At 63.3% G+C, this 20,311-nt stretch carries 17 protein-coding genes and 1 tRNA gene; 6 read left to right on the top strand and 12 right to left on the bottom strand.

What is annotated here, in order from left to right:
- The first annotated feature begins 184 nt into the window (after positions 1-184).
- The gene (locus tag ATE71_RS15195) at positions 185-376 is read left to right on the top strand and encodes a hypothetical protein (protein ID WP_054588741.1); all 192 of its coding nucleotides are present in this window, start codon (positions 185-187) and stop codon (positions 374-376) included.
- Positions 377-409: 33 nt separating this feature from the next.
- Here ATE71_RS15195 and ATE71_RS22925 read toward each other — a convergent pair whose 3' ends face one another.
- From ATE71_RS22925 to ATE71_RS15145, 10 genes are all read right to left on the bottom strand, one after another.
- Positions 410-1,111, bottom strand: a complete 702-nt coding sequence (locus ATE71_RS22925) for a hypothetical protein (protein ID WP_234715581.1) — start codon at positions 1,109-1,111, stop codon at positions 410-412.
- Positions 1,112-1,186: 75 nt separating this feature from the next.
- A complete protein-coding gene (locus tag ATE71_RS15185) occupies positions 1,187-1,450 on the bottom strand; it encodes a hypothetical protein (protein ID WP_058804208.1) in 264 nt (87 codons plus the stop codon).
- A 187-nt stretch (positions 1,451-1,637) separates the two neighbouring features.
- Complete coding sequence (locus ATE71_RS22920) at positions 1,638-2,027, bottom strand: hypothetical protein (protein ID WP_234715582.1); 390 nt, start codon at positions 2,025-2,027, stop codon at positions 1,638-1,640.
- A 56-nt stretch (positions 2,028-2,083) separates the two neighbouring features.
- Positions 2,084-3,277, bottom strand: a complete 1,194-nt coding sequence (locus ATE71_RS15175) for a hypothetical protein (protein WP_054588743.1) — start codon at positions 3,275-3,277, stop codon at positions 2,084-2,086.
- 216 nt (positions 3,278-3,493) lie between these two features.
- Positions 3,494-4,129, bottom strand: a complete 636-nt coding sequence (locus ATE71_RS15170; RefSeq protein ID WP_054588744.1) for a hypothetical protein — start codon at positions 4,127-4,129, stop codon at positions 3,494-3,496.
- A 308-nt stretch (positions 4,130-4,437) separates the two neighbouring features.
- Positions 4,438-5,481 carry a hypothetical protein gene (locus ATE71_RS15165; protein ID WP_054588745.1) on the bottom strand — a complete coding sequence of 348 codons (1,044 nt, stop codon included), beginning with the start codon at positions 5,479-5,481 and terminating at the stop codon, positions 4,438-4,440.
- Positions 5,474-5,956: a hypothetical protein gene (locus ATE71_RS15160; RefSeq protein ID WP_054588746.1), complete on the bottom strand. Its 483-nt coding sequence runs from the start codon at positions 5,954-5,956 to the stop codon at positions 5,474-5,476. Before ATE71_RS15160 ends, ATE71_RS15165 begins: the two co-directional genes overlap by 8 nt.
- 313 nt (positions 5,957-6,269) lie before the next feature.
- Positions 6,270-10,565 carry a strawberry notch-like NTP hydrolase domain-containing protein gene (locus ATE71_RS15155; protein WP_058804206.1) on the bottom strand — a complete coding sequence of 1,432 codons (4,296 nt, stop codon included), beginning with the start codon at positions 10,563-10,565 and terminating at the stop codon, positions 6,270-6,272.
- Between the two features lie 139 nt (positions 10,566-10,704).
- The gene (locus ATE71_RS15150; protein WP_054588748.1) at positions 10,705-12,726 is read right to left on the bottom strand and encodes a ParB/RepB/Spo0J family partition protein; all 2,022 of its coding nucleotides are present in this window, start codon (positions 12,724-12,726) and stop codon (positions 10,705-10,707) included.
- 31 nt (positions 12,727-12,757) lie between these two features.
- Complete coding sequence (locus ATE71_RS15145; protein WP_235588038.1) at positions 12,758-13,471, bottom strand: toprim domain-containing protein; 714 nt, start codon at positions 13,469-13,471, stop codon at positions 12,758-12,760.
- Between the two features lie 427 nt (positions 13,472-13,898).
- Here ATE71_RS15145 and ATE71_RS15140 point away from each other — a divergent pair, with 427 nt between their 5' ends.
- Positions 13,899-14,099: a helix-turn-helix domain-containing protein gene (locus ATE71_RS15140; RefSeq protein WP_054588750.1), complete on the top strand. Its 201-nt coding sequence runs from the start codon at positions 13,899-13,901 to the stop codon at positions 14,097-14,099.
- Here ATE71_RS15140 and ATE71_RS15135 read toward each other — a convergent pair.
- The gene (locus ATE71_RS15135; protein ID WP_054588751.1) at positions 14,096-15,331 is read right to left on the bottom strand and encodes a tyrosine-type recombinase/integrase; all 1,236 of its coding nucleotides are present in this window, start codon (positions 15,329-15,331) and stop codon (positions 14,096-14,098) included. The genes ATE71_RS15140 and ATE71_RS15135 overlap by 4 nt on opposite strands.
- A 173-nt stretch (positions 15,332-15,504) precedes the next feature.
- Positions 15,505-15,591, bottom strand: a tRNA-Leu gene (locus tag ATE71_RS15130).
- 199 nt (positions 15,592-15,790) lie between these two features.
- Between ATE71_RS15130 and ATE71_RS15125 the strand changes: the two genes are divergently transcribed.
- The 4 genes from ATE71_RS15125 to ATE71_RS15110 all read left to right on the top strand — a co-directional run bounded on the left by ATE71_RS15125 (position 15,791) and on the right by ATE71_RS15110 (position 20,306).
- Positions 15,791-16,729, top strand: a complete 939-nt coding sequence (locus ATE71_RS15125; RefSeq protein ID WP_058804205.1) for a complex I NDUFA9 subunit family protein — start codon at positions 15,791-15,793, stop codon at positions 16,727-16,729.
- Entirely contained in the window at positions 16,729-17,529 is an 801-nt protein-coding gene (locus ATE71_RS15120) for an undecaprenyl-diphosphate phosphatase (protein WP_058804204.1), read from the top strand. The genes ATE71_RS15125 and ATE71_RS15120 overlap by 1 nt, the downstream gene beginning before the upstream one ends.
- 158 nt (positions 17,530-17,687) lie before the next feature.
- Positions 17,688-19,130 (top strand): NAD(P)-dependent oxidoreductase, encoded by a 1,443-nt coding sequence (locus ATE71_RS15115; RefSeq protein WP_058804203.1) that lies wholly within the window; start codon positions 17,688-17,690, stop codon positions 19,128-19,130.
- A gap of 27 nt (positions 19,131-19,157) precedes the next feature.
- Positions 19,158-20,306, top strand: a complete 1,149-nt coding sequence (locus ATE71_RS15110) for a DUF2059 domain-containing protein (protein ID WP_058804202.1) — start codon at positions 19,158-19,160, stop codon at positions 20,304-20,306.
- Positions 20,307-20,311: the final 5 nt, after the last annotated feature.

Here is a 20,311-nt window from a genome sequence, read left to right as displayed (position 1 = left end):
TTCCACATCTGTCGATCGATGGCGAGCGGGAGGCAAGCGAGCGGGCGCCCCTCGGGCTCGGGTTCGTGCAGTGCACGTCGTGGCGCTGCAATTCATCGCCGAGAGGAGAATTTGCGCAGCCGACGATCGTCCGAATGTGCTAGATTACGTGCCTGCCCAAAATTGCGTCCCGCGGAGAATGACGATGCGCGAACTGGACGAGGAAGAACGCCATCTATTGCGCGCGCTCGATGGCCCGCTTGCGACCGGCGATCTGATCACGATGGTCAGGGATCTCGGCGAAATCCTGCGCAATCGCGGCCATGTGATCCAGGCCAATGTCGCGGAGCTTGCCGCCGATCGGCTGGAAATGCTCGATGCGCGGTCGCAGGCTTAATGGGAATTACGCCAAACATACCAAGGACCGGCTTCACCAGTCATGCTTCGGCAATGCCTCGACGCTGCCAGCGTCGCAGTCGAACAGGATATGGTCGAAGCCATGTGCACGAGCAAATCTCATCGCGGCAAGAAGATCGGCCGGTAGCTTGGCCTGCGCCGGCTCATCCACCTCGCGCGCCGGAACGAACCATCCGTATATGGTACTCGCAACATTGATCGGCCGGTCGGAGGTTGCCGCCGCGCACCATTCATCAAGCATGGCTGCCGTCGCAGTCGACAGATGCGCCGTGGCAATGACGCAATAGTGCCCGGTTTCGGGGCCCAGTGTCTGCATGTCGGCGAGTAGCGGATCGATATGGACGCGGTCAGTCTTGAGATTCTCGCTCGGATGATCATCGAAATAGATGTCCGCGATCGTTTGATCGTCGAGCGTCGCCGGATCGCGCCCATCTTCGATATCGGACCACCACTCGCGGCAATATTCGGCGACTTCCGCCATCAAGGCTTTCTGAGTCAGCGCGGCATAATGGTTGGTGCCATGCTTATGATCGATTGAACCGATGTGGATGTCGAAGCCCCACGGAATCAATCCCCGCGCAAGGCAATCCTCGAACGCAGCGATATCCTCGATCACCGCGGCGCGGGCAGCGTCATCGAGGTCGGCCGGCGTTTCGATGGCGGCACGGGCACGAGCGAGCAGTTGCGCCAAGGCGCGGATGCCAATGTCAGACATGATATAATCCTGTTCGGCTGATGTGAGCCTGCGCCGGCACTCGGCGAACTACGGCGCTTGGGCATGCTGGATCGATCAAATGACAATCGTTTGATCGATCGCGTCGATAACGCAGCGAATATCAGCTGCAGCCATTTCTAGGCGGCGCAGCGCTTCTTTCCGGCAATCACAGCCCTCGCTCGATGCTAGCTCAGCCATGAGAAAGGCAAAGAGCGGATCGCCCAAATCGTGGGTCTCCTCGATGCTTTCGATGTGGGCAAAGTCGCCTTCACCGTATGCGACGGCGCAAATTCGCTGGAATGGATTCAACATCGTCGGAACCGTTTCGGCAATGGTCATGCTCCCAAAGCAAGAAGGGACATGCCGGGCGTCCGGCATTGATCTCGCGAAGTGATGACCTTCACGAAGGATGAGGCCTGTCGGCGCGTGTCGATGACGTCCACGGAAAGGGAGCCTGGGCCGATATTCGTCGCATTCGGTAGCCAGCGACAGCGCCGTTCGCGCCATCGTGGGGACCGATCGACAATCATATCGGCGCGTCGGGATCGTCCATCGGCCTCGCGGTCGCGGCGCGCGAGAGGTCCGGAATGCGCGGGTCGTTGTAAATGCAGTCGAGCGACATCGACAGCGCGTGGTGCTCCGCCCCCTCGGGTGTCGAAGCATCGATCGTATAGACTGCGCTCGCAAAGCAATCGTCGCCGCTGAAAAATGCGACATCGACAAGGTAGGTAGCGACGACGGCGGTTGAGACCGCGCCTCGGCAATGCCTGTCGATGAGGTCCGCGACGCTCGAACGCAGCCCATCGATGTCAGGGTCAAAATCTTCCCACGTCACATCGTTGGGGCATTCGTCGAGGAGATAGTTGGACATGAGGTCCTGCATCGTATCGAGCAAGCGGTAGCGCGCATCGGTCATGGCGGGTCTCCATGGGAAGGAAGCCGCCGGATCGAACGAACCGGCGGCTTCGGACGTCAGTGGGCGGTTTCGAGAAGCTTGCGGGCCTTGCCCTCGACTTCGAGCCGGCTGTCCTGGTTGGTCCTGGTGCGCGCAAAGGCCGTGATGCCCTGCACGAAATCATAGATCGTCTCAGGCGGGCGGCCCTCTTCATTGAGCACCGTCGCGACGATCTTTGCGGTTTCGGCCTTCGAGAAGCCGCGTTTGCGCAGGAACGTCTCGCGGTCCTCATCCTTGCGGGCGACGATGCGCTCGCGCGCGGTCTTGATGCCGCTCAGGAATGGCATCGGCGAAGAGTCCGCGAAATGCTCGAGCGCGGGCGCTGCTTCATGGGCGAAGCGGTTGGCTGCGAATTTCGAGTGGCGGATCTTCACCTCCTCGAAATTCTCGACGCCCCAGAGGTTGCGGTTCATGCACACGGCGCGCAGATAGAAGGTCGCCATGCCGAGCGTCTTCGCGCCGACCTCGGAGTTCCAGCAGTAGAAGCCGCGGAAATAGAGATCGGGATCGCCATTGGGTAGCTTGCCCGCCTCGATCGGGTGCGTGTCATCGACCAGGAAGATGAAGACGTCGCGGTCGGAGGCATAAAGCGTCGTCGTGTCGCGTGTGACGTCGACATAAGGATTATAGTGCATGCTCGACCAGTCGAGCACGCCGGGGACCTTCCACCGCGTTTGCCCGATGCCGTCGCCGGCGATCTTCATCACCGCTTCCACGAGCTCATAATCCCAGATACGGCCATATTCGGGCCCGGTCGCGGCGCGAAGTTCGGTCCGCCCGTCGTCGGTCTGCAGCAGTTTCACCTGCTCGCCGCGGTGCGCGACGAGGCCGTGCTGAAGATTGATGCCGGCAAGCGCAGCCGGAAGCTCGCGAAGATAGGACGCGGGCGCGCCGACGAGGCTGCAAAGCTGTCCGAATGCCCAGTTCGTCGGCGCAACGGGCCGCTCTTCGTCGGGGACCATCAGCGAGAGTCGCTCGGGGCTATCGCTCCGCGCCTCGACACGGATCGCCTTGCTGTCGACGACGCGCGTGGTTGCCCGGTCGGCGCGGGCGCGAACGACATCATAGAGATCGGTCAGCGAGAGGAAGCGCTCGTCGTCGGGACGCGAGAACCATTCGGACGAAACGCGGCCGATGTTGCGGCCGCGGGAGATATCGACGCGATAGGCGCCGCCGACCGGACGGTCGGCAGCGGGGACAAGATTGGTCATGGGAAATCTCCGGCAAGAGTGGAACGTCGAGCCGGACCGAAATCACTGACCGGCTCGCCCCGTTCCCACCCCCTTCCCTCCCGACCGGCAGTCAGATGGCGTGGTGCGCGCTCGTTTGGTCGGTACCGCGCCGGTTCGCCTTGAGCAGCCCTCAGGCGGTGCAGAACGTGACCGTCTTGCCATCGACGCCCATCAGCGAGGCAAGGAAAGACGTGGTCAGCCGAACGGCTTGCCATTCTCCACGAAGGTGTATCCGTTGGCGGTTATCGCCTCATCTACGGCCTGCTCGGACGTCAGATACTCGAATTCGCTTTCGAGGCGCCGATAGAGCCAGCGGGCAAGGTCGCGCAGTGCTTCGATGATGGTTTCTTCCGCGGGGGAACCGAAGGCGATCCCTTCGCGCTCGACCGCGATGTCCATGCAATATTCATGGTAATAGCGACCGCGGTGGCGAATATCGGCGCTGAGCCGGTAGAAATGCTGGCGCTGGATGTAGCGAAGCGCATCGGCGATCTGGTGAAGCCTGGCATCCTGCGGCGCGTAGACCCGGATGGCTTTCGATGATCTGGGCCGATAGGCGTAGCTGCCGGCAAAGCTGGCGCCGTCTCCCTGGCTGGCAAAGCCCGTGAAGAATATCTGCGGCTCTTCGCGCTTTGTGCCTCCGACATGGGAAACCGGGTTGGTGCGAAGCGTGATACCGAGGATGTCGCAGATCGCCTCGAAGTCGCTGAAGACGAAGTCGTACCAGTCATGGTCGAAGGCGCCCTGACGATACCAGTCGCGCGCCTTGTCCTTAGCGCGCTCGTCCAGTTCGTCGAACTGATAGACGGTGATGGGGATGATTTCGGGCATTGCGGAAACCTCTCCGATTGGCGGCGCCGCGGTTCAATCGAACAGCGGCAGGCCCAGTTGAGGCGAAACGCAGCCGAGACCGCAGAGCCCGAGCGGGCACGGTCCATACTTGCCCTCGCGGTCAGCGAGGATGTCGCGCGAGGTGTGAAATTCGACGAATGGCCCGCTATGCCCACTCGGCCGGCGGCAGCCGACACCTACCGCGGCGTGGCAGTTGGGGCAGACAACCTCGAGAATGGGATCGCGGTGCCGGGACATTGTGCAGCCCGGTTTCTGGCAGAGGGCCTAGCCTTTGACGATGTGCGCCATCACGCCGCCTTCGCCACCTTGGCGAACCGCTCATCGACCTCACTGGGCGTGGCGGCGAACACGGTCCAGTCGCCATAGTAGATGCCGTCATATTCGACATAGTCGTCGAAGATGGTCAGGCGCCAATCACAGAGCGGACCCGCGACGTTGGACAATCCGCGTGCGCACCATTCGGCCATGACCGCCGGGAAGAATCGGTCCATGACATCGGGAGCCGCCGCGAACTTGACGTCGCACATATAGGTCGTGTGCACATAGGCGAGCGGGCCGATCACCGGTCCTTCGCTCCCCCAGTCTTCAAGATTTTCGTCGGGATCCTTGCGGCCGTGATAGAGATGCAGGTAGAGTCCGGGCGCCTCCGGGACAGGCGAGGTCGCGTCGGTGTCCCCGGCAGTATCGTGCGGCTCGCCAAGCACGCGCGCCGCAATCCAGTCCCGATAGCCAAGGCGTGTGTCGTCGTTCGCGATCTGGTATTTCCAATCCGCGAGCGGGTGGGCTGGATACTCGGTCCAGGCATCACGTTCCAGGTGAGGCGGGTCGCTCGGCGCGGACTGCCCGAGCGCCGCCGACAAGGCCTCGCTTGTCGAATGCATCTCGATGCGATCCGCGAAGATGGCGCACCAGCCGCCGCCAAACTCGCCCTCGCGAGGTTTGGAGCAGCTTTCCGACCATTCGAAACCGATAGCGGCGCGAAGAAGGGATTCGGCGCAGCACCGATGGATGACCGTTGCGACCGGGTCGGGCTGGAAGGTTGGCGTGCCATAGATATGCGCGATCTGACCGACCCCGTCGATCGACGCAGTTCCCGCCTCGAAACGGGCACCGAAATCGGGAAAATACGCATCGCAGAATATCGTGCCAAGGCCGCTCCACAGATCATCTTCGTCTTCAGGAGGAAAGAGTTCGAGGATTTTCGGGCTTGGCGCCGGTGCGACGATACCGCTCATCATGTCGCTGGCCGCCCCGAATATCTCCTTGAGCAGCGCCAGCTCGGCATCTGTGCAGGCGAAGCTGAAGCTTGCCTCGAGATAATGTTCAGCCATCGCCATTCTCCCGGCACAAGGACGGGCTTTCGCGGGTTCCGATGGACAAGGGCGGCAGAGCGAAATCGCCCGCTTGAAACCAGGCGTTCGCCGCAGCGATCGAACCAAGGTCGTTCAGCTCTCGTTGATTGAGGACGATCTGGTCAGCGTCATTTACCTCGTAGTGTCGGGGCGCCCGATCGCCCGTATGAACCGCGCGCTCGGGTCCGAATGCGCCGGAACACGCGTCCGAGCGCCGAACGAAGGCGATGCCGTGATTGCAGCAGAAGGCTTCGACACATTCGAACTGACCGCCGATCAGTTCATAGGCACAAACCTCCAGGATATGCCCGTCGGCAATATGGGAAAACTCGATCGAATTCCCTTCCCAATCGGCTTTCCCGCCATCGCATTCGATAGCTTCGAGAAGCGCGGGTATCAGATTGCGAGAAATCGTGCCGCCGATCCGGATCATGGCGGATGCCCGGTCTGCCATGGGAACCTCCATCTTCTTGGTGGTCGGCAGACAATTCCGCCGCCACTCCCCGCTCCACCCCCTTCCCTCCTCCGGAGAATTGCTTTCGCGGGGCGAGCATGGAGGCGCGTAGGTTCCGCGTTTGACGAGCCAAGTTCAGCAAGTCCCCCCTCGTCGAGAAGCTCGAATATGGTGCAATCGGTCGGCAAGGTCGCGGGCGGCATGCTCGCCCGGCTTCCAGCACGGGCATCGCGGTGTCGAAACCGTCGACGAACTGCCGGTCGACCTGCCCATAGGCCCGCGACATGACCCTCTCCCTATGAGAGGTTCGATTTCACTGTGGCGGCTCGGCGATGATGGTGCTCAGGATTTCATCGGCCTTTCCCGCCGGGAGGAAGAGCCGGGTCTTGTATGCAATCACCTCGCTGAACGCGCCGCGCGCTTTCAGCCATTCGCGGTCCTGAGGCCGGAAGTCCCGGATCTCGATCCGGCGGCTGTCGTTCACCATCGCCGACACGAGACGTGCGCCGTGCAGCCCAGGGATCAAGGCGCCGTCGCCATGCCGGGCAGCCTCGATCAGTTCGCCAGGCGTGAGCATGATCGAGGAAGTGAGGCCGAAAGCCGATTGCAGCTTCTCGATCGCCCCGGGCATGACGATGCGGCCGAGGATCGACGTCCCCGCCGCGTCGTCGATCCGCCAGACACGAACGTCGTCCTGCGGCAGTTTGTTCCAGACGGGGAGCAGGAGACCCGTTGCGACACTGATCGTCTCGATATCGACCTTGTCGAGCGCCTCGGTCACTTCGGCTTCCCAGAAGCTCTGGAAGCTCTTGCGGTCGATCTCCTCCCAGTGCGTGTGCGCGAGCCCGGCAAGCTGGATGCGGTTCGAACCTGTCGGGCGGACAAGCTCCATCATCTTGACGGGCCTCCCGTCGTCGTCGGTGATCGACCAGGACGGAACGCAAAGGGCGACGCGCCCGGAACGGCTGTTCCGCAGAGACCGGCCATCCGCGGAACCGCCCCAGATCTTGTCAAGGCGCGCCCACCCCGTGACGCGCGGTTTGAGGTGAAGCTCGAGGCGGAGCAGCCGGGTCTCGGCGCCGGATACCGGATCCTCCCTCAGCACCTGCTGCGAGAGCTCGACGATACGCTCGGCGCGGATCGCCTCGACGCCAAGATCAAGCGTGCCGGCCTCGCGAGCGGCGTCGACGCGGGCCTGGATGAGCCCCATATATTCCTCGAAAATGGCATCCTGGGTCGCGATGCGTAGCGCGAGGATGCGGTTCAGCCAGCGCTGGATCGGCGGCAGCTTGTCGAGCAGGGTTCCATTCTCGTCGACGAGCTTCAGGCCCGTGATAATCTGGAACTTCTCGAGACCGATGCTCGCGAGCTTGCCGGCATGGAGCAGATGATACCATTGGGTCAGCGCTTCGCGAGCATAGCTGCTTTCGAGATTATCCGCGGGGTCGAATAGATTCTGGCCGCCGGTCTGACGCTGGCCGCGCGTGAGCGCGCCGAGGGTATCGAGACGGCGCGCGATGGTGCTGATGAAGCGGCGTTCGCCCTTGCAGGTAGTCGTGACCGGCCGGAACACCGGCGGCTTCCACTGGTACGTCCGATGCGTGCGGCCGAGACCCTGGATCGCGATGTCGGCGCGCCAGCCCGGTTCGAGCAGGAAATGGATGCGCCGCTTGTTCGCGGTCGGACAATCCAGGTCGGCGTGATAGGAGCGCCCGGTGCCGCCCGCTTCCGAGAAGACGAGGATCGGCTTGCGTCCTGACATGAAGGCGTCGGTCTCGGCGATATTGGAACTGGCGCTGCGGCGCTCGAGCTTCTGTCGGCCTTGCCCGTCAATGACAACGCGACGGCTGCGGCCAGTGACTTCTGCGACCGCGTCGGTTCCGAAATGCGCGATAAGGAAGTCGAGCGCGGCCGGGACCGGCGGCATCGAACAGAGGCTTTCGACCAGATTATCGCGCGCCTCGACCGCTTCCTGGCAGAGGACAGCATTGCCGTCGCCATCGTGCATCGGCTCGGAGCGCAATGCTCCGTCGGATGAGCGAAAGGCGCGCATCTGACGCGTCGGGAAGGCTGTCTTCAGATAATCGATCAGCGTATCGAGCGGCGAGACGTCGATCGCGAGGTTGGCGCGTTCGTCCGGCGAAAGGCCCGCAAGGCGGCGCTCGAGGATCGCCTCGGCCGTGCTGGTCAATTGCACGACGGCGACATGGCCTGCTGCCAGCTCCTCCTCGATCGAACGAACGACGGTCGGCATTTTCATCGCGATCAGCACTTGGGAGAAGAAGCGCTGCTTGGCGCTCTCGAACCGGCTGAGCGCCGATCCCTTGGCCATGGCATTCATCGTCTCGCCCGACATGCGGTCGACAATGTTCGACGCCTTCAGCACCTCGTCGAGGTTCTGGTGAACGATCGCCCAGGCGTCGGCATAGGCATCGTAGATCTCTATCTGGTCGGGCGTCAGCCGATGCTCGAGCGGGTCATATTCTACGCCGGCGAAACTGAGCGCACGCGCCGTGTAGAGACCCATGGACTTGAGGTCGCGGGCGACGATTTCCATCGCCGCGATACCGCCGTCGGTCATCGCAGCGAGAAAAGCGTCGCGGTTCACGAAGGCCGTGTCGGGCCCCCAAAGCCCGAGCCGCGAGGCATAACTCAGATTCTCGGGCTTGGTGGCGCCGGTGGCCGATTCATAGACCACCCGGGCGCGCGGCAGTGCGTTCTGCAGGCGCACTCCGGCCAATCCCTGTTCAGACCCCTTGGCCTGGCGATATTCGTCTTTGGTGCCCGCCGCATTGCCCATCGAATGGGATTCGTCGAACAGGATCACGCCCTCGAAAGTGCCTTCCGCCCATTGGAGGATCTGCTGGAGACGTGAGCATTGATCGTGACGCTGCGAGCGGAGCGTCGCATAGGTGAGGAAGAGGATGCCGCTCGCCATGCCGATCGACTGCCCAAGCGGAAAGGCATCGAGCGGCTGGATGTCGATCGGAAGGCCGCCGAGCGCGGTCCAGTCGCGGCGCGCGTCTTCAAGGAGCGTCGCGCCCTTCGATATCCAGACGGCGCGGCGGTTGCCGCAGTTCCACTGGTCGCGGATGATAGCGGCGCCCTCGCGGCCCTTGCCGACGCCGGTGCCGTCGCCGATGAAGAAACCCATGCGATAGGCGTGCCCGTCGGCATCCTCGCGGAGTTGGTCGCCCGCCTCGTTGGGCACGAATCGGCCCGGCAGGTCGCGCGAGAAGGCATCGCCAGCATAGATGATCGCTTCGAGTTGGGCGTCGGACAGCGCGCTGCTTGCCCGCTTCTGGAAGAGCGGCCGATATCGCGGGATCGGCGGCAGCACCGACGCCATGGCAAGCGATTCCACGAGATTGTCCGGATGCGGCGTCGCGCCCGGTATATCGATGCGCGCAAGCCGCCAGGGAGCGTAGATGCCGACCGGATCGCCGACCGGAAGCGGCGCGTCGCGAACCGAGTAAGCAAGCGGCTCGGCGCGATCGTCCTTCGCGGCGATCCGCGACGGCGCGATGACCTTGGGGCTCGCGAGCCCGGAAAAGAGCGATGCCGATCCGGATTTGAGCGCCGGACGGAACGGGATCACCGCCGGGGTGGCCGGGGGCGGCTCATCGGACGATCCCAATCGCGGCGGGAGCGCGAGCACGATGGGCAGCGCCGCCTCGATCGAGTCGACGGTGTGGCGTTCGGTCTCGCCGATCCAGCCCTTGTCGAAGACGATCAGCCGAACGGCGATGCCGGTGCCATGCTTGACGTACGGGCGGCCGAGAATGGTGATCTCAACGCGCGGACGTCCGATCTCGGCGACCGAGACATAGCCGCGGGCACCGCTGCCGTCGTGCGCGAATCCCGGCGACATAATCGCAACGCAGCGTCCGCCGTCGGCAAGACGGAGGAGCGCGGAGCGAAGGTGGCGAGCGCCGGCATGGCGATCCTCGCCGCGGCCTTCGCTACGGCTGAAGGGCGGATTGATCAGGACGACGGTCGGACGGACATCCGGCGGCAGCCGGTCGTGAATGAATTCGGCATCGTGTGTGGTGACGTCGCTGTTCGTCACGAGAGCGAGCAGTGCGGCGCGGCAGGCATCGCGTTCGTTGAGCGTTACGGAGGCGCCCGTGGCGATCGCGCGGGCGGCGAGCATGCCGATGCCCGCCGACGGTTCGAGCACATGGTCGTCGGCCGTAATCGCCGCTGCACGTGTCGCTAGCCAGCCCAGCGCGTCTGGCGTGCTGAACTGTTGCATCTCGACTTGATGCTCGCTGCGATAGGTCTGCGTTGGTAGCGCCTTCTCGAATGCAAGAATGGCTGCGAAGGCATCTTCGGGCGGGCAGTCCGGGTTCTGGTCTTCACCGAGCGACAACATGTTCGAAGCCTGCGCCGCTTCGAGCGCATCATAGGCGTCGCGCATCGACCAGTGTCCGTCGGCATCGGATCCGCCGAACGCCTCCGACATGAGCCCTTTGAGCAGCGAACGGGTGACCGAATGCGGGTCGGCGAGCCGGGATTGCAGAGCCCGCGCTACGCCGTGAAGACGCTCGGCCTTTTCCCGGGCGCTGGAATCAGGGGTCTCGGCGAGATTGAGAAGCGGAAGGGTCATGGAAGATCTCCTGAACGGGCTCCGGGGCACCTGCCCCCGCCGCACACAGCCCTCCCCCCTCTCCTCCAGGGTGGAAGGCGGCATGAAAAAGGGGCCGCGACGCGTGGTCACGGCCCCAATCGAGGTCGGCTTTGCCGGGTCAGGCCGCGTCGGCGATCGGTTCGTCCTCGTCGCCATCACCGACCGCTTCGTCGTCGAACGTTATTTCGGCGGCATCAGCAGGCTCCAGGTCGGCATCGTCGTTCGCCAGCGCAGCGACGGGATGCTCGAAGCGCATCGCGTCGGGAAGCCAGGCGAGCGCCTTTTCCTTGACGTCGGCTTCCACGATGATGTTGCCCGCGAAGAGCTGTTCGGCCGAGGATGCAAGGAGATCCTTCTTTGACGCGCCATAGCGTTGGCCGAGTTCGCTGCCGCCAATTTCCGCGAACAGGTCGAGGATCGTCGTCTTGGTGAGCCGCTTGAAGTAATTCTTCGCGGTCGGTCGCCACCAGGCGGCGACATCGATCCCGAGCTTGCAGCCGAGATGGTCGACGAAATCGCTGCCGGTCGTCTTGGCGGGCACGGCGTGGATCGTACGGGCGATCGCCCAACCCAGCCATGCCGCGCGTGCTTCCTCACCAAGCGCACAGAAGGCATCGTAGCGGCCAGTGACACCGGCATCGGGGTCGATCCAGCTCCGATCGAGTCCGGCTTCGAGCTTAGCCCATTCCTCGGCCGCCGTCGTGCCGCTCTCGAACCCGATGACGCGCGACGGCGCCGCATCGGCCCTCAGTTCGCTCGCGAGATCGCTCGCCCCGTAACGCCGCTGCGCGGCATCGACCATCACGAACGTCCCGAGATCGAGCGCGAACCGCGGGTCGCTGGCGACATGGACGCGGAGCAGTTCCGCCTTCATCGTTGCGAGTTCGTCAGCAAGCCGCTGGCTGATCGCGGGTTTGCCTGATGCTCCGCCAGGAGCCGCATCGTCGCGGTCATCGTCCGAGTCATCGGTTTCGCTCATCGCTTCGGGGGTTCGGTAGACCTGATGATGAACCCGGGGCTGGCCATCCTCACCGAGGACGACGAAGGCGAGCGCCGAGGCCTTCTGGTCATCGGACAACACCGGCGGACGATTCTGGATTTCACGGAGTTCGGATTCCAGATCGCGATAACGCTGTTCGTCATCATCGGTGATGCCGTCGTCGCTTTCGTTCGCGGCTTCGCCGATGATGGTCATTTCGGCCTCGATCTCGGCGCAGCGCGCTTCATCCTCTGCCGTGGGTGGCGGAATCTCTCCGCGAACCGGGCTCAGACCGTCAAGCTCGATGTAGGAGACGCGCGTCGTCGGCAGCGCACGGATTTCGCCAAAACCCTCACGTTCGCGGATAGCCTCGGCTTCGACCGCGAGTTTTTCATCCGTCAGCCGGTCGAGTATGTCACCGTCGATCCAGTTTTCGGACGCGCTGTCGGAGAAGAGGTCGGAGTCGATCCGTCCGCCCGCTTCGAGATAAGCTTCGCGGCCGACAAGCAGCGCCTTGGGGTCACCGCCGCGATAGCTGCCGGAGGCGAGCTCGCGCCGGATGGTGTAGACGTCGTCCCCGTAATAGCTGTCCTGATACTGCTCGAACACACGGGCCTGACGAACGGTGTCGGACGTGCTGCCATAGGCCTTGGCGACCTCGAGCGTGATGTCGCCCTTGCGGAGCGCCTCGAAGATCGTCTCGTGAAGATCGGCGAGACGAACGCGCCCGAGCACGAAACGCTCGGTCTTGCCGAACCGCGCGGCAACCTGCGCGGGGGTTTTGCCTTCCTTCTCGATCATATTCTTGAAGGCCGTGCATTCATCGGCGGCGGTCATCGGCAGCTTCTGGTTTTCAGCGAGGCTGAGCTCGATGGCGTTTTTCGCGTCCGGCATCACCATAACCGGCACGCAGAAGTCTTCGGGAAGCTGGCCCTTTTCGATCAGGGCATGAACCCGCGCGAGACGCCGGCCGCCGCCGAAAATGCTGTAGCTGTCCTTCTTGCGTTTTATTGCGGTGCCAATCAGGTTCTGGAGCACGAAGCCGGCTTGGCCGATCATCGCTTCCAGTTCGGCGTCGGCGTCGGAGTCGCTTTCCGTTCGGACATTCAGCGGGGAAGCGACGCAGTTACGCGCAAGCGCGTATACGATCGGATATGTCATAGTCCGTCTCCTGGCGGCGGAGGCCCGACCATCAGGCCACTCGGCGCCGCCAGTCCCCCACCCCCTTCCCTCCTTCCCGTAGGACATCGTTCCAGTCGTTCCGCCCGTGCCACGGCCAGATCGTGCCGATCTGCCGCCCGGGTGCCGTATAGGCCTCGGTTGCAAGCGGCACGGCCAAGCGTCCCGCATTGTCATTGTCGGGGAGCAGGATGAGGCGGTTCACGGATTTCGGGATGGCAACATGGGGGAGGCGTTCATTGCCGAGCGTCGCCCAGACCGGGATGCCGAGCAGAATCATCGCCGAAACCGCTGTCTCGACACCTTCGGCAATCCCAAGCGTCTCGGTGGCGGAAGCGAGCCGAACAGCACCGGCGCAGGGGTTGCCTAGCAGGCGTCGAGGATGGCGAAGGTCGCGTGCACGCCGCCCGCGGGCATCGAGAAAGGTCCTCTGGACGGCGAGCAGACCGGAATCGTCGGTAACGGCGGCGAGCATCGCCGGGCGAAACCGTGCCGCCTTGCCCTTGCCGAGCGGAGTTCGGTCGCAGAAGCGCAAAGAGTCGAGCGCGATGTGAATCGACCGATTGCGTAGGTAGGTCTCGGCGATAGTCCAATTTATCGGCCGTCCGACCCTCCAAAGATCGAAGGCGCGCTTTTGCAGCCATCGGTCGAGCTTGAACTGCTTGGCGATTCCATTGCCCTTTGCGCCCAAGGCATTCGGATCGAGCCGCCGAATGGCGCGCAGCACGTCGCGCGTGTCGCAGCCGGCAAAGCATTTGAACAAGAGTCGGGTGTCGCCAACGCGAACCGATAGGCTCGGCGTTCGGTCATCGTGGGCTGGGCAGCGACACATTCCAGTCGACCCCTGCCAGAAACCGCCAAGGCCCCTGACCAGTGCGGCCCCGGCAGCCTCCAATTCGGAATCATGGAGAGTCGAAAGGGCAACAGACATTGGAATTCTCGCAATCAGATCAGACTTCGCTCAAGCTCCCCCTCTCTCCTGCCGTGCTTTTCGCGGCCACCTGGTGACGAAGTCACGCGGCGCGGCGACACCGCTCAACGGCACGATCCTGCCCTGATTATTGTGAGGTGGCGTAGCAACCGGCACGCTTGCGATGGCGAATGCTGCGTTGGAACCGCGCTCGCGACATTGATCCATCCCGAGGACAAGGAAAATGCAGGATCTCGATTTGTCACGGTCCGAAATCGTCTTCATGGAGCCATTGACCGTGCGGATTCCGACCGCAGTCGAACTGACAGGGCTCAGTCGGTCAAGAATCTACGAGTTGATCGTGTCCGGCGACCTTGAGGTCGTCAAAGTCGGCCGGTCCACGCTGGTCCTCTATACGAGCCTCAAGGCCCTGATCGGCCGCTAGGCGGTCGAGGTCGCACTCTTGCCGAAGGCGGGGCGCAGAATTTGCGCCCCATCGCGCAGCTCGTCGAGATAATCGGACCAATGCTGCATCATGCGAACACGTTCGTCCCAATATTCGCCGCGGGTGTAGACCCGGCGCGTCGCATTGGCATCGAGATGTGCCAGTTGCCTTTCGATCGCATCCGGGTGCCACATTCCCATCTGATTGAGGAGAGTGGCGGCCGTCGCGCGGAATCCATGAGCCGTCATCTCCTCACGGCTGTAGCCCAGCCGCCGAAGCGCGGCGCTGACAGTATTCTCCGACATGCAACGGCGGGGCGTCCGAAAGGACGGAAAGAGGTATCTCCCATGGCCGGTAAGGGCGTGGAGCTCTTCGAGCATCGCAAGAACTTGCCGTGACAGGGGGACGCAAAGCGAGCGGCGCATTTTCATCTTCTCTGCCGGGATCGACCAGACGGCATCATGGGAATCAATCTCCGCCCATTCTGCCTGGCGCAGTTCGCCCGGTCTGACGAAAAGATGCGGCGTCAATCGAAGCGCGACCGCGGTGAGCTCGTGACCAGCGTAGCCATCGATCGCGCGGAGCAGCGCGCCGACTTCCTTCGGGGCCGTGATGGCGGCGTGGTGCTTCACCTTCGGAGTGATCAGCGCACCACGGAGATCGGCCGCCAGATCGCGGTCGGCCCTTGCGGTCGCAATGGCGTAGCGGAACACTCGGCTAATCACGCTCCGCATGCGCCGCGCGCTTTCATATCGGCCGTTCGCCTCGACTTTACGGAGAACGGCCAGGATTTCCTGCGCGGTGAGTTTCGATATCGGGCGACTGCCGATCATCGGTTCGGCGATGTCGAGGAGCCATCGCACCTTCCGAAGCGTGACTGGCGCGCGCTCTTCTCGTTCGATTTTCACCAGCCATTCCTCGGCGATCGCCTTGAACGTATTGTCCTGCGCGATCTTCTGGGTGATCCGCGCGACCTTCTTCTCCGCTGCGGGATCAAGCCCGGCGACAAGCTTCTTGCGCGCCTCGTCGCGAAGTTCCCGAGCGGACGCGATGCCGACATCGGGCCACGACCCGAAATACAGCGTCTTTTGCCGTTCGAGATAGCGATAGTTCATTCGCCAGACTTTTGCGCCGCTCGGCCTGACCACGAGGTACAGGGCGTCGGCGTCAGCCATTTTATAGGCTTTTTCCTTGGGCTTAGCGTTCGAAATCTGGATGTGGGTAAGCGACATGATGGTTTCACCTTCGATAGGCTGACCGAAACCATCAAAAACACCATCAAAGCTGATGGTACGCTGATGGTTCCGGCTGGATCAGCCTGGATTCCACTCAGCGAGTCTCATCGAAAAAGCGGTGAGAAACCAGCCGCTTACTGGACGTCCTCGGACATTCCGAGGAGAACAGATGGTGCCCAGAAGAGGACTCGAACCTCCACGACCTTGCGATCGCCAGCACCTGAAGCTGGTGCGTCTACCAATTCCGCCATCTGGGCACGGGGTAGGAGCGGGCGCTTAGCGGCGGGGCCATTGGCTTGTCAACCGCATCGCGCGGATCGATGTGCATTTTATCGCAAAGCCACCGGTTTTGCGTCACGGGGCCGCCTCACCCCTTGCCCCCCTTCCCGCTTCGCGGCATGGGGAAGGCCGTCGGCGCGCCCCGCGCCATCCAGAGAATCGATACAGGCGGACGCAATGCAGAAACTCGACGGGCAATTGATCACGGTGCTGGGCGGCGGCGGCTTCCTTGGCCGCTATGTCGTCCAACGCCTGCTCGCACGCGGCGCGCGCGTTCGCGTCGCGCAGCGCGAGCCGCGCGCTGCGACCTTCCTGAAACCGCTCGGCGGCCTCGGCCAGACGCAGTTCGTCGCATGCGACGTGCGCGATGCCGCTAGCGTGGCGCGCGCGGTGCAGGGCAGCGATGCCGTCATCAACCTCGTCGGCGCGTTTGCCGACATGCAGGCGGTGCAGGCCGAGGGCGCGGGCCATGTCGCCGCCGCGGCGAAGGCAGCCGGCGTGGGCGCGCTTGTCCATGTCTCGGCCATCGGCGCCGACCCTGAAAGCGCGTCGGCCTACGGCCGCAGCAAGGGCGACGGCGAGGCAGCGGTGCGCGCCGCCTTTGCCGGCGCGGCCATCCTTCGCCCCTCGATCCTGTTCGGGCGCGAGGACCAGTTCATCAACCGCTTCGCCACGCTGATGCGCCTGTCGCCGGTCATCCCGGTGATCGCACCGAACGCGAAGTTCCAGCCGGCCTATGTCGGCGACGCCGCCGATGCGGTCGTCGCGGCACTGGACAGCGGCGCCGCCGGCAAGACCTTCGAGATCGGCGGACCGCAAGTGCTGACGATGAGCGAGCTTCTGCGCTGGATCGCCGACGCCACCGGCCGCTCGCCGCTCTTCGTCGATGTACCCGATTTTGTCGCTTCGGCCCTTGCCAGCGGCTTGGGCTGGGCGCCCGGCGCGCCGATCACCAAGGATCAGTGGCTGATGCTCCAGCACGACAATGTGGTCTCGAACGGCGCGGCGGGCCTTGCCGATCTCGGCATCACGCCGACATCGCTCGCCTCGGTCGCCGACGGCTGGCTTGTCCAATATCGCCGTCACGGCCGTTTCGCCGAGCTCGCCTCGCGATAATGAGCATCTGGCTGACCGCAATCATCCTCGGCATCGTCGAGGGTCTGACCGAGTTTTTGCCCGTTTCCTCGACGGGGCACCTCATCCTCGCGACCGAGTTGCTCGGTTATGACGCCGCGCGCTGGGCAGTCTTCAACATCGCGATCCAGCCGGGCGCGATCCTGGCGATCGTAGTGCTGTACCGAAAGCTGTTTTGGGAGATGTTCACCGGCTTTTTCCGCCGCGATCGGCAAGCGATCGCCTTTGTGCGCAACCTGCTGCTCGCCTTCTTCCCCGCGGTTGTCCTCGGCCTCGCGTTCGGCGACTATATCGAACTACTGCTCGAAAATGCGGTGGTCGTTGCATGGGCGCTGATCATCGGCGGTTTTGCGATCCTGCTCGTCGAACGCTTTGCCAAGACGGTCGATGTCGGCGGCGTCGCCAATGTCTCGGCGCGCCAGTCGATCCTCGTCGGCCTCGTCCAGTGCATCGCGATGATCCCCGGCGTCAGCCGCTCGGGCGCGACGATCCTCGGCGCGATGTCGTTCGGGGTCGATCGCAAGACCGCCGCCGAATTCAGTTTCTTTCTCGCGCTCCCGACGCTGACGGGGGCGACCGTGCTCCAGCTGTTCAAGCATCGCGATGCGATCACCACGAACGATCTTGGCCTGATTGCGGTCGGTTCGCTTGTTTCATTCGTCGTCGCGTGGGCGGTGATCAAGGCTTTCCTCGCCGTCGTCACGCGTTACGGCTTTGCTCCTTTCGCCTGGTACCGAATCATCGCCGGCGCCGCCGCGTTGATCTGGCTGGGCATGAGATAGGGCCGAAATGGAACCAATTTATGAAAGATAGTTGCGTAGAGCGGTTTTCGAACAAATTTGGCGTCAATTTAGATTAGTAATATTGTCCTATCGTCCAATTCGCCCGTGACAGGGCGTTGGCCGCCATGCAAATCCCCGCGCAACGAAGGGGATACTGCATGGCTTCCGAACGCATGCTCCAATTTGTGGAGTGTGAACAATCCTATCCGGACAAGCGCTCGCCCGAAGAGCGCGCGCGCGACTTTCGCGAGATCGCCGAGCGCTACGCGGCGCCGCAAGCCGACGCACAGGCGGCGCGCTGCTCGCAATGCGGCGTGCCATATTGCTCGGTGCACTGCCCGCTCCACAATCATATCCCCGACTGGTTGCGCCTGACGGCGGAAGGCCGGCTGCGCGAGGCCTATGAACTGAGCAACGCGACCTCGACGATGCCCGAGATTTGCGGCCGCATCTGCCCGCAGGATCGCCTCTGCGAAGGCAATTGCGTGATCGAATTTTCGGGCCATGGCGCGGTGACGATCGGCAGCGTCGAAAAATATATCACCGACACCGCCTGGGCCGAGGGCTGGGTCGAGCCGCTGCACGCAGGCGCCGCGACCGGCCAGTCGGTCGGCGTGATCGGCGCCGGCCCCGCGGGGCTGACCGCGGCCGAATATCTGCGCGTCCAAGGGCACGAGGTCCATGTCTATGACCGACACGACCGCGCCGGCGGCCTCCTGACCTATGGCATCCCCGGCTTCAAGCTGGAAAAGGACGTCGTGATGCGCCGCATCGAGCGGCTCGTGGAAGGCGGCGTCCAGTTCCATCTCGGCTTTGCGGTCGGCGAAGATGCAACGCTCGACGCGCTGCGCCAGAAGCATGACGCGATCCTGATTGCGACCGGCGTGTACAAGGCGCGCGAGATCGCCGTCCCCGGCAATAGCGCCGACGGCGTGATCGCCGCGCTCGACTATCTGATCGCGTCGAACCGCAAGAGCTTCGGTGACGAGGTTGCGGCGTTCGACGACGGGCGCCTCGACGCCAAGGGCAAGCATGTCGTCGTGATCGGCGGCGGCGACACCGCGATGGACTGCGTTCGCACCGCCGTCCGTCAGGGTGCCAAGTCGGTGAAATGCCTCTATCGCCGCGACCGCGAAAATATGCCGGGGTCGCAGCGCGAGGTCGCCAACGCCGAAGAGGAAGGCGTCGAGTTCGTCTGGCTCTCCGCGCCCGAAAGCTTCACCGCCGACAAGCATGTGAAAGAGGTCGCGGTTGCCGGCATGCGCCTCGGCGCGCCCGACGCGAGCGGCCGCCGCAGTCCCGAGGTCGACCCTGGCCGCAAGTTCGACGTTCCCGCCGACATGGTGATCAAGGCGCTCGGCTTCGATCCCGAGGAACTGCCGCAACTGTTCGGCTCGCCCGACCTGTCGGTCACGCGCTGGGGGACGCTGCGCGTCGATCACCAGACGATGATGACCAGCCTGCCCGGCGTTTTCGCCGCGGGCGACATCGTGCGCGGCGCGAGCCTCGTCGTCTGGGGAATCCGCGACGGCCGCGACGTCAGCAAACAGATGGCAAAGTGGTTGAAAGCGAAAGCGAAAGGCGAAAAGAAGGCAGCATGACCAAATGACCAACAGGGAAGGAAATTCATGATGCCGACGTTCAAATCGATCCTGCTCGCCGGAACGATCGCAATGCTGCCGTTGGGTGCGCCGGCATATGCCGCGCCCGAGGAAGCGCCGAACGCCGAGGTCGTACAACCACGCGACGACAGCGTGGTAGAGGCCGACAGCGAGGAAACCGCCGCGCAGGCAAAGGCGAAGTTCGAGCGCGAAATGGCCGAAGCGGTCGCAATGATCGAAAAAATGTTCGACACAAGCAGCCTGCCCCCGGTCGAACCCGCACGCCTCGCGCTTGCGCAAAAGACGATGGGCGCCTTGATCCCGAGCGGCAGCCTCGAACGGATGATGGACAATCTTTACGGCAAGATGTTCAAGACGCTGATGGGCGAGTTCGGCGGTCAGTCGGACATGATGCTTTCGATCAAGACCGGCGTCGAAAGCGACCAGATCGCAAAGCTGGACGAGGCGACCAAAGCCAAGGTCTCAGACATGTTCGACCCGTACCGCAAGGAACGCGAGGAACAGATCACCAAGGTCGTCAAGCCGCTGATCAGCGAAGTGCTCGCCGACATGGAACCGCCGATGCGCGAGGGCATGTCCAAAGCCTATGCGCGCAAGTTCACCGAAGCGCAGCTCACCGATCTCAACAGCTTTCTCGCGACTCCCACCGGCACGCTCTACGCCAATGAGTGGATGGCGCTGCAGGCCGATCCCGAAGTGATGCTGTCGATCATCAAGGCGATCCCGCCGCTGATTACGAAATTCGTCGACCGCGCGCCGCAGATCGAAAAGGACATGAAGGAGCTGCCGAAAGAAAAGCAGCTTTCGGATTTCAGCGACAAGGAACTGGCCCAGCTCGCGAAGCTGATGAAGGTCGATGTGAAGGTGCTGCAGGAACAGCGCGACATGTGGAACAGCCCCGTCGAGGACGAGGCGATGACCGACGTGGCCGAGGCGGCCGACGATTATGCCGTCGATGCTGCGGCGGACGCTGCGTCAGCGGCCGTCGACGCCGCAGCCGACCCGGCCGATCCCGCCTATGACCGCAGCAACTGGTCGGCGGCCGACCTGAAGCGCGTCGAAGATCTCGAACTCGCTTATGAAAATGCTTCGATCGCCGCATATCAGGCAGTCGAAGAAGCGGCCGAAAACGCGCGCAAGAAGCTGCCCGACTAAATACT

This window comes from Sphingopyxis sp. H115, assembly GCF_001468465.1.
Lineage (GTDB): Bacteria > Pseudomonadota > Alphaproteobacteria > Sphingomonadales > Sphingomonadaceae > Sphingopyxis.
The sequence above is the reverse complement of the archived record's forward strand: the minus strand, read 5'-3'. Positions and strand labels throughout refer to the sequence as shown.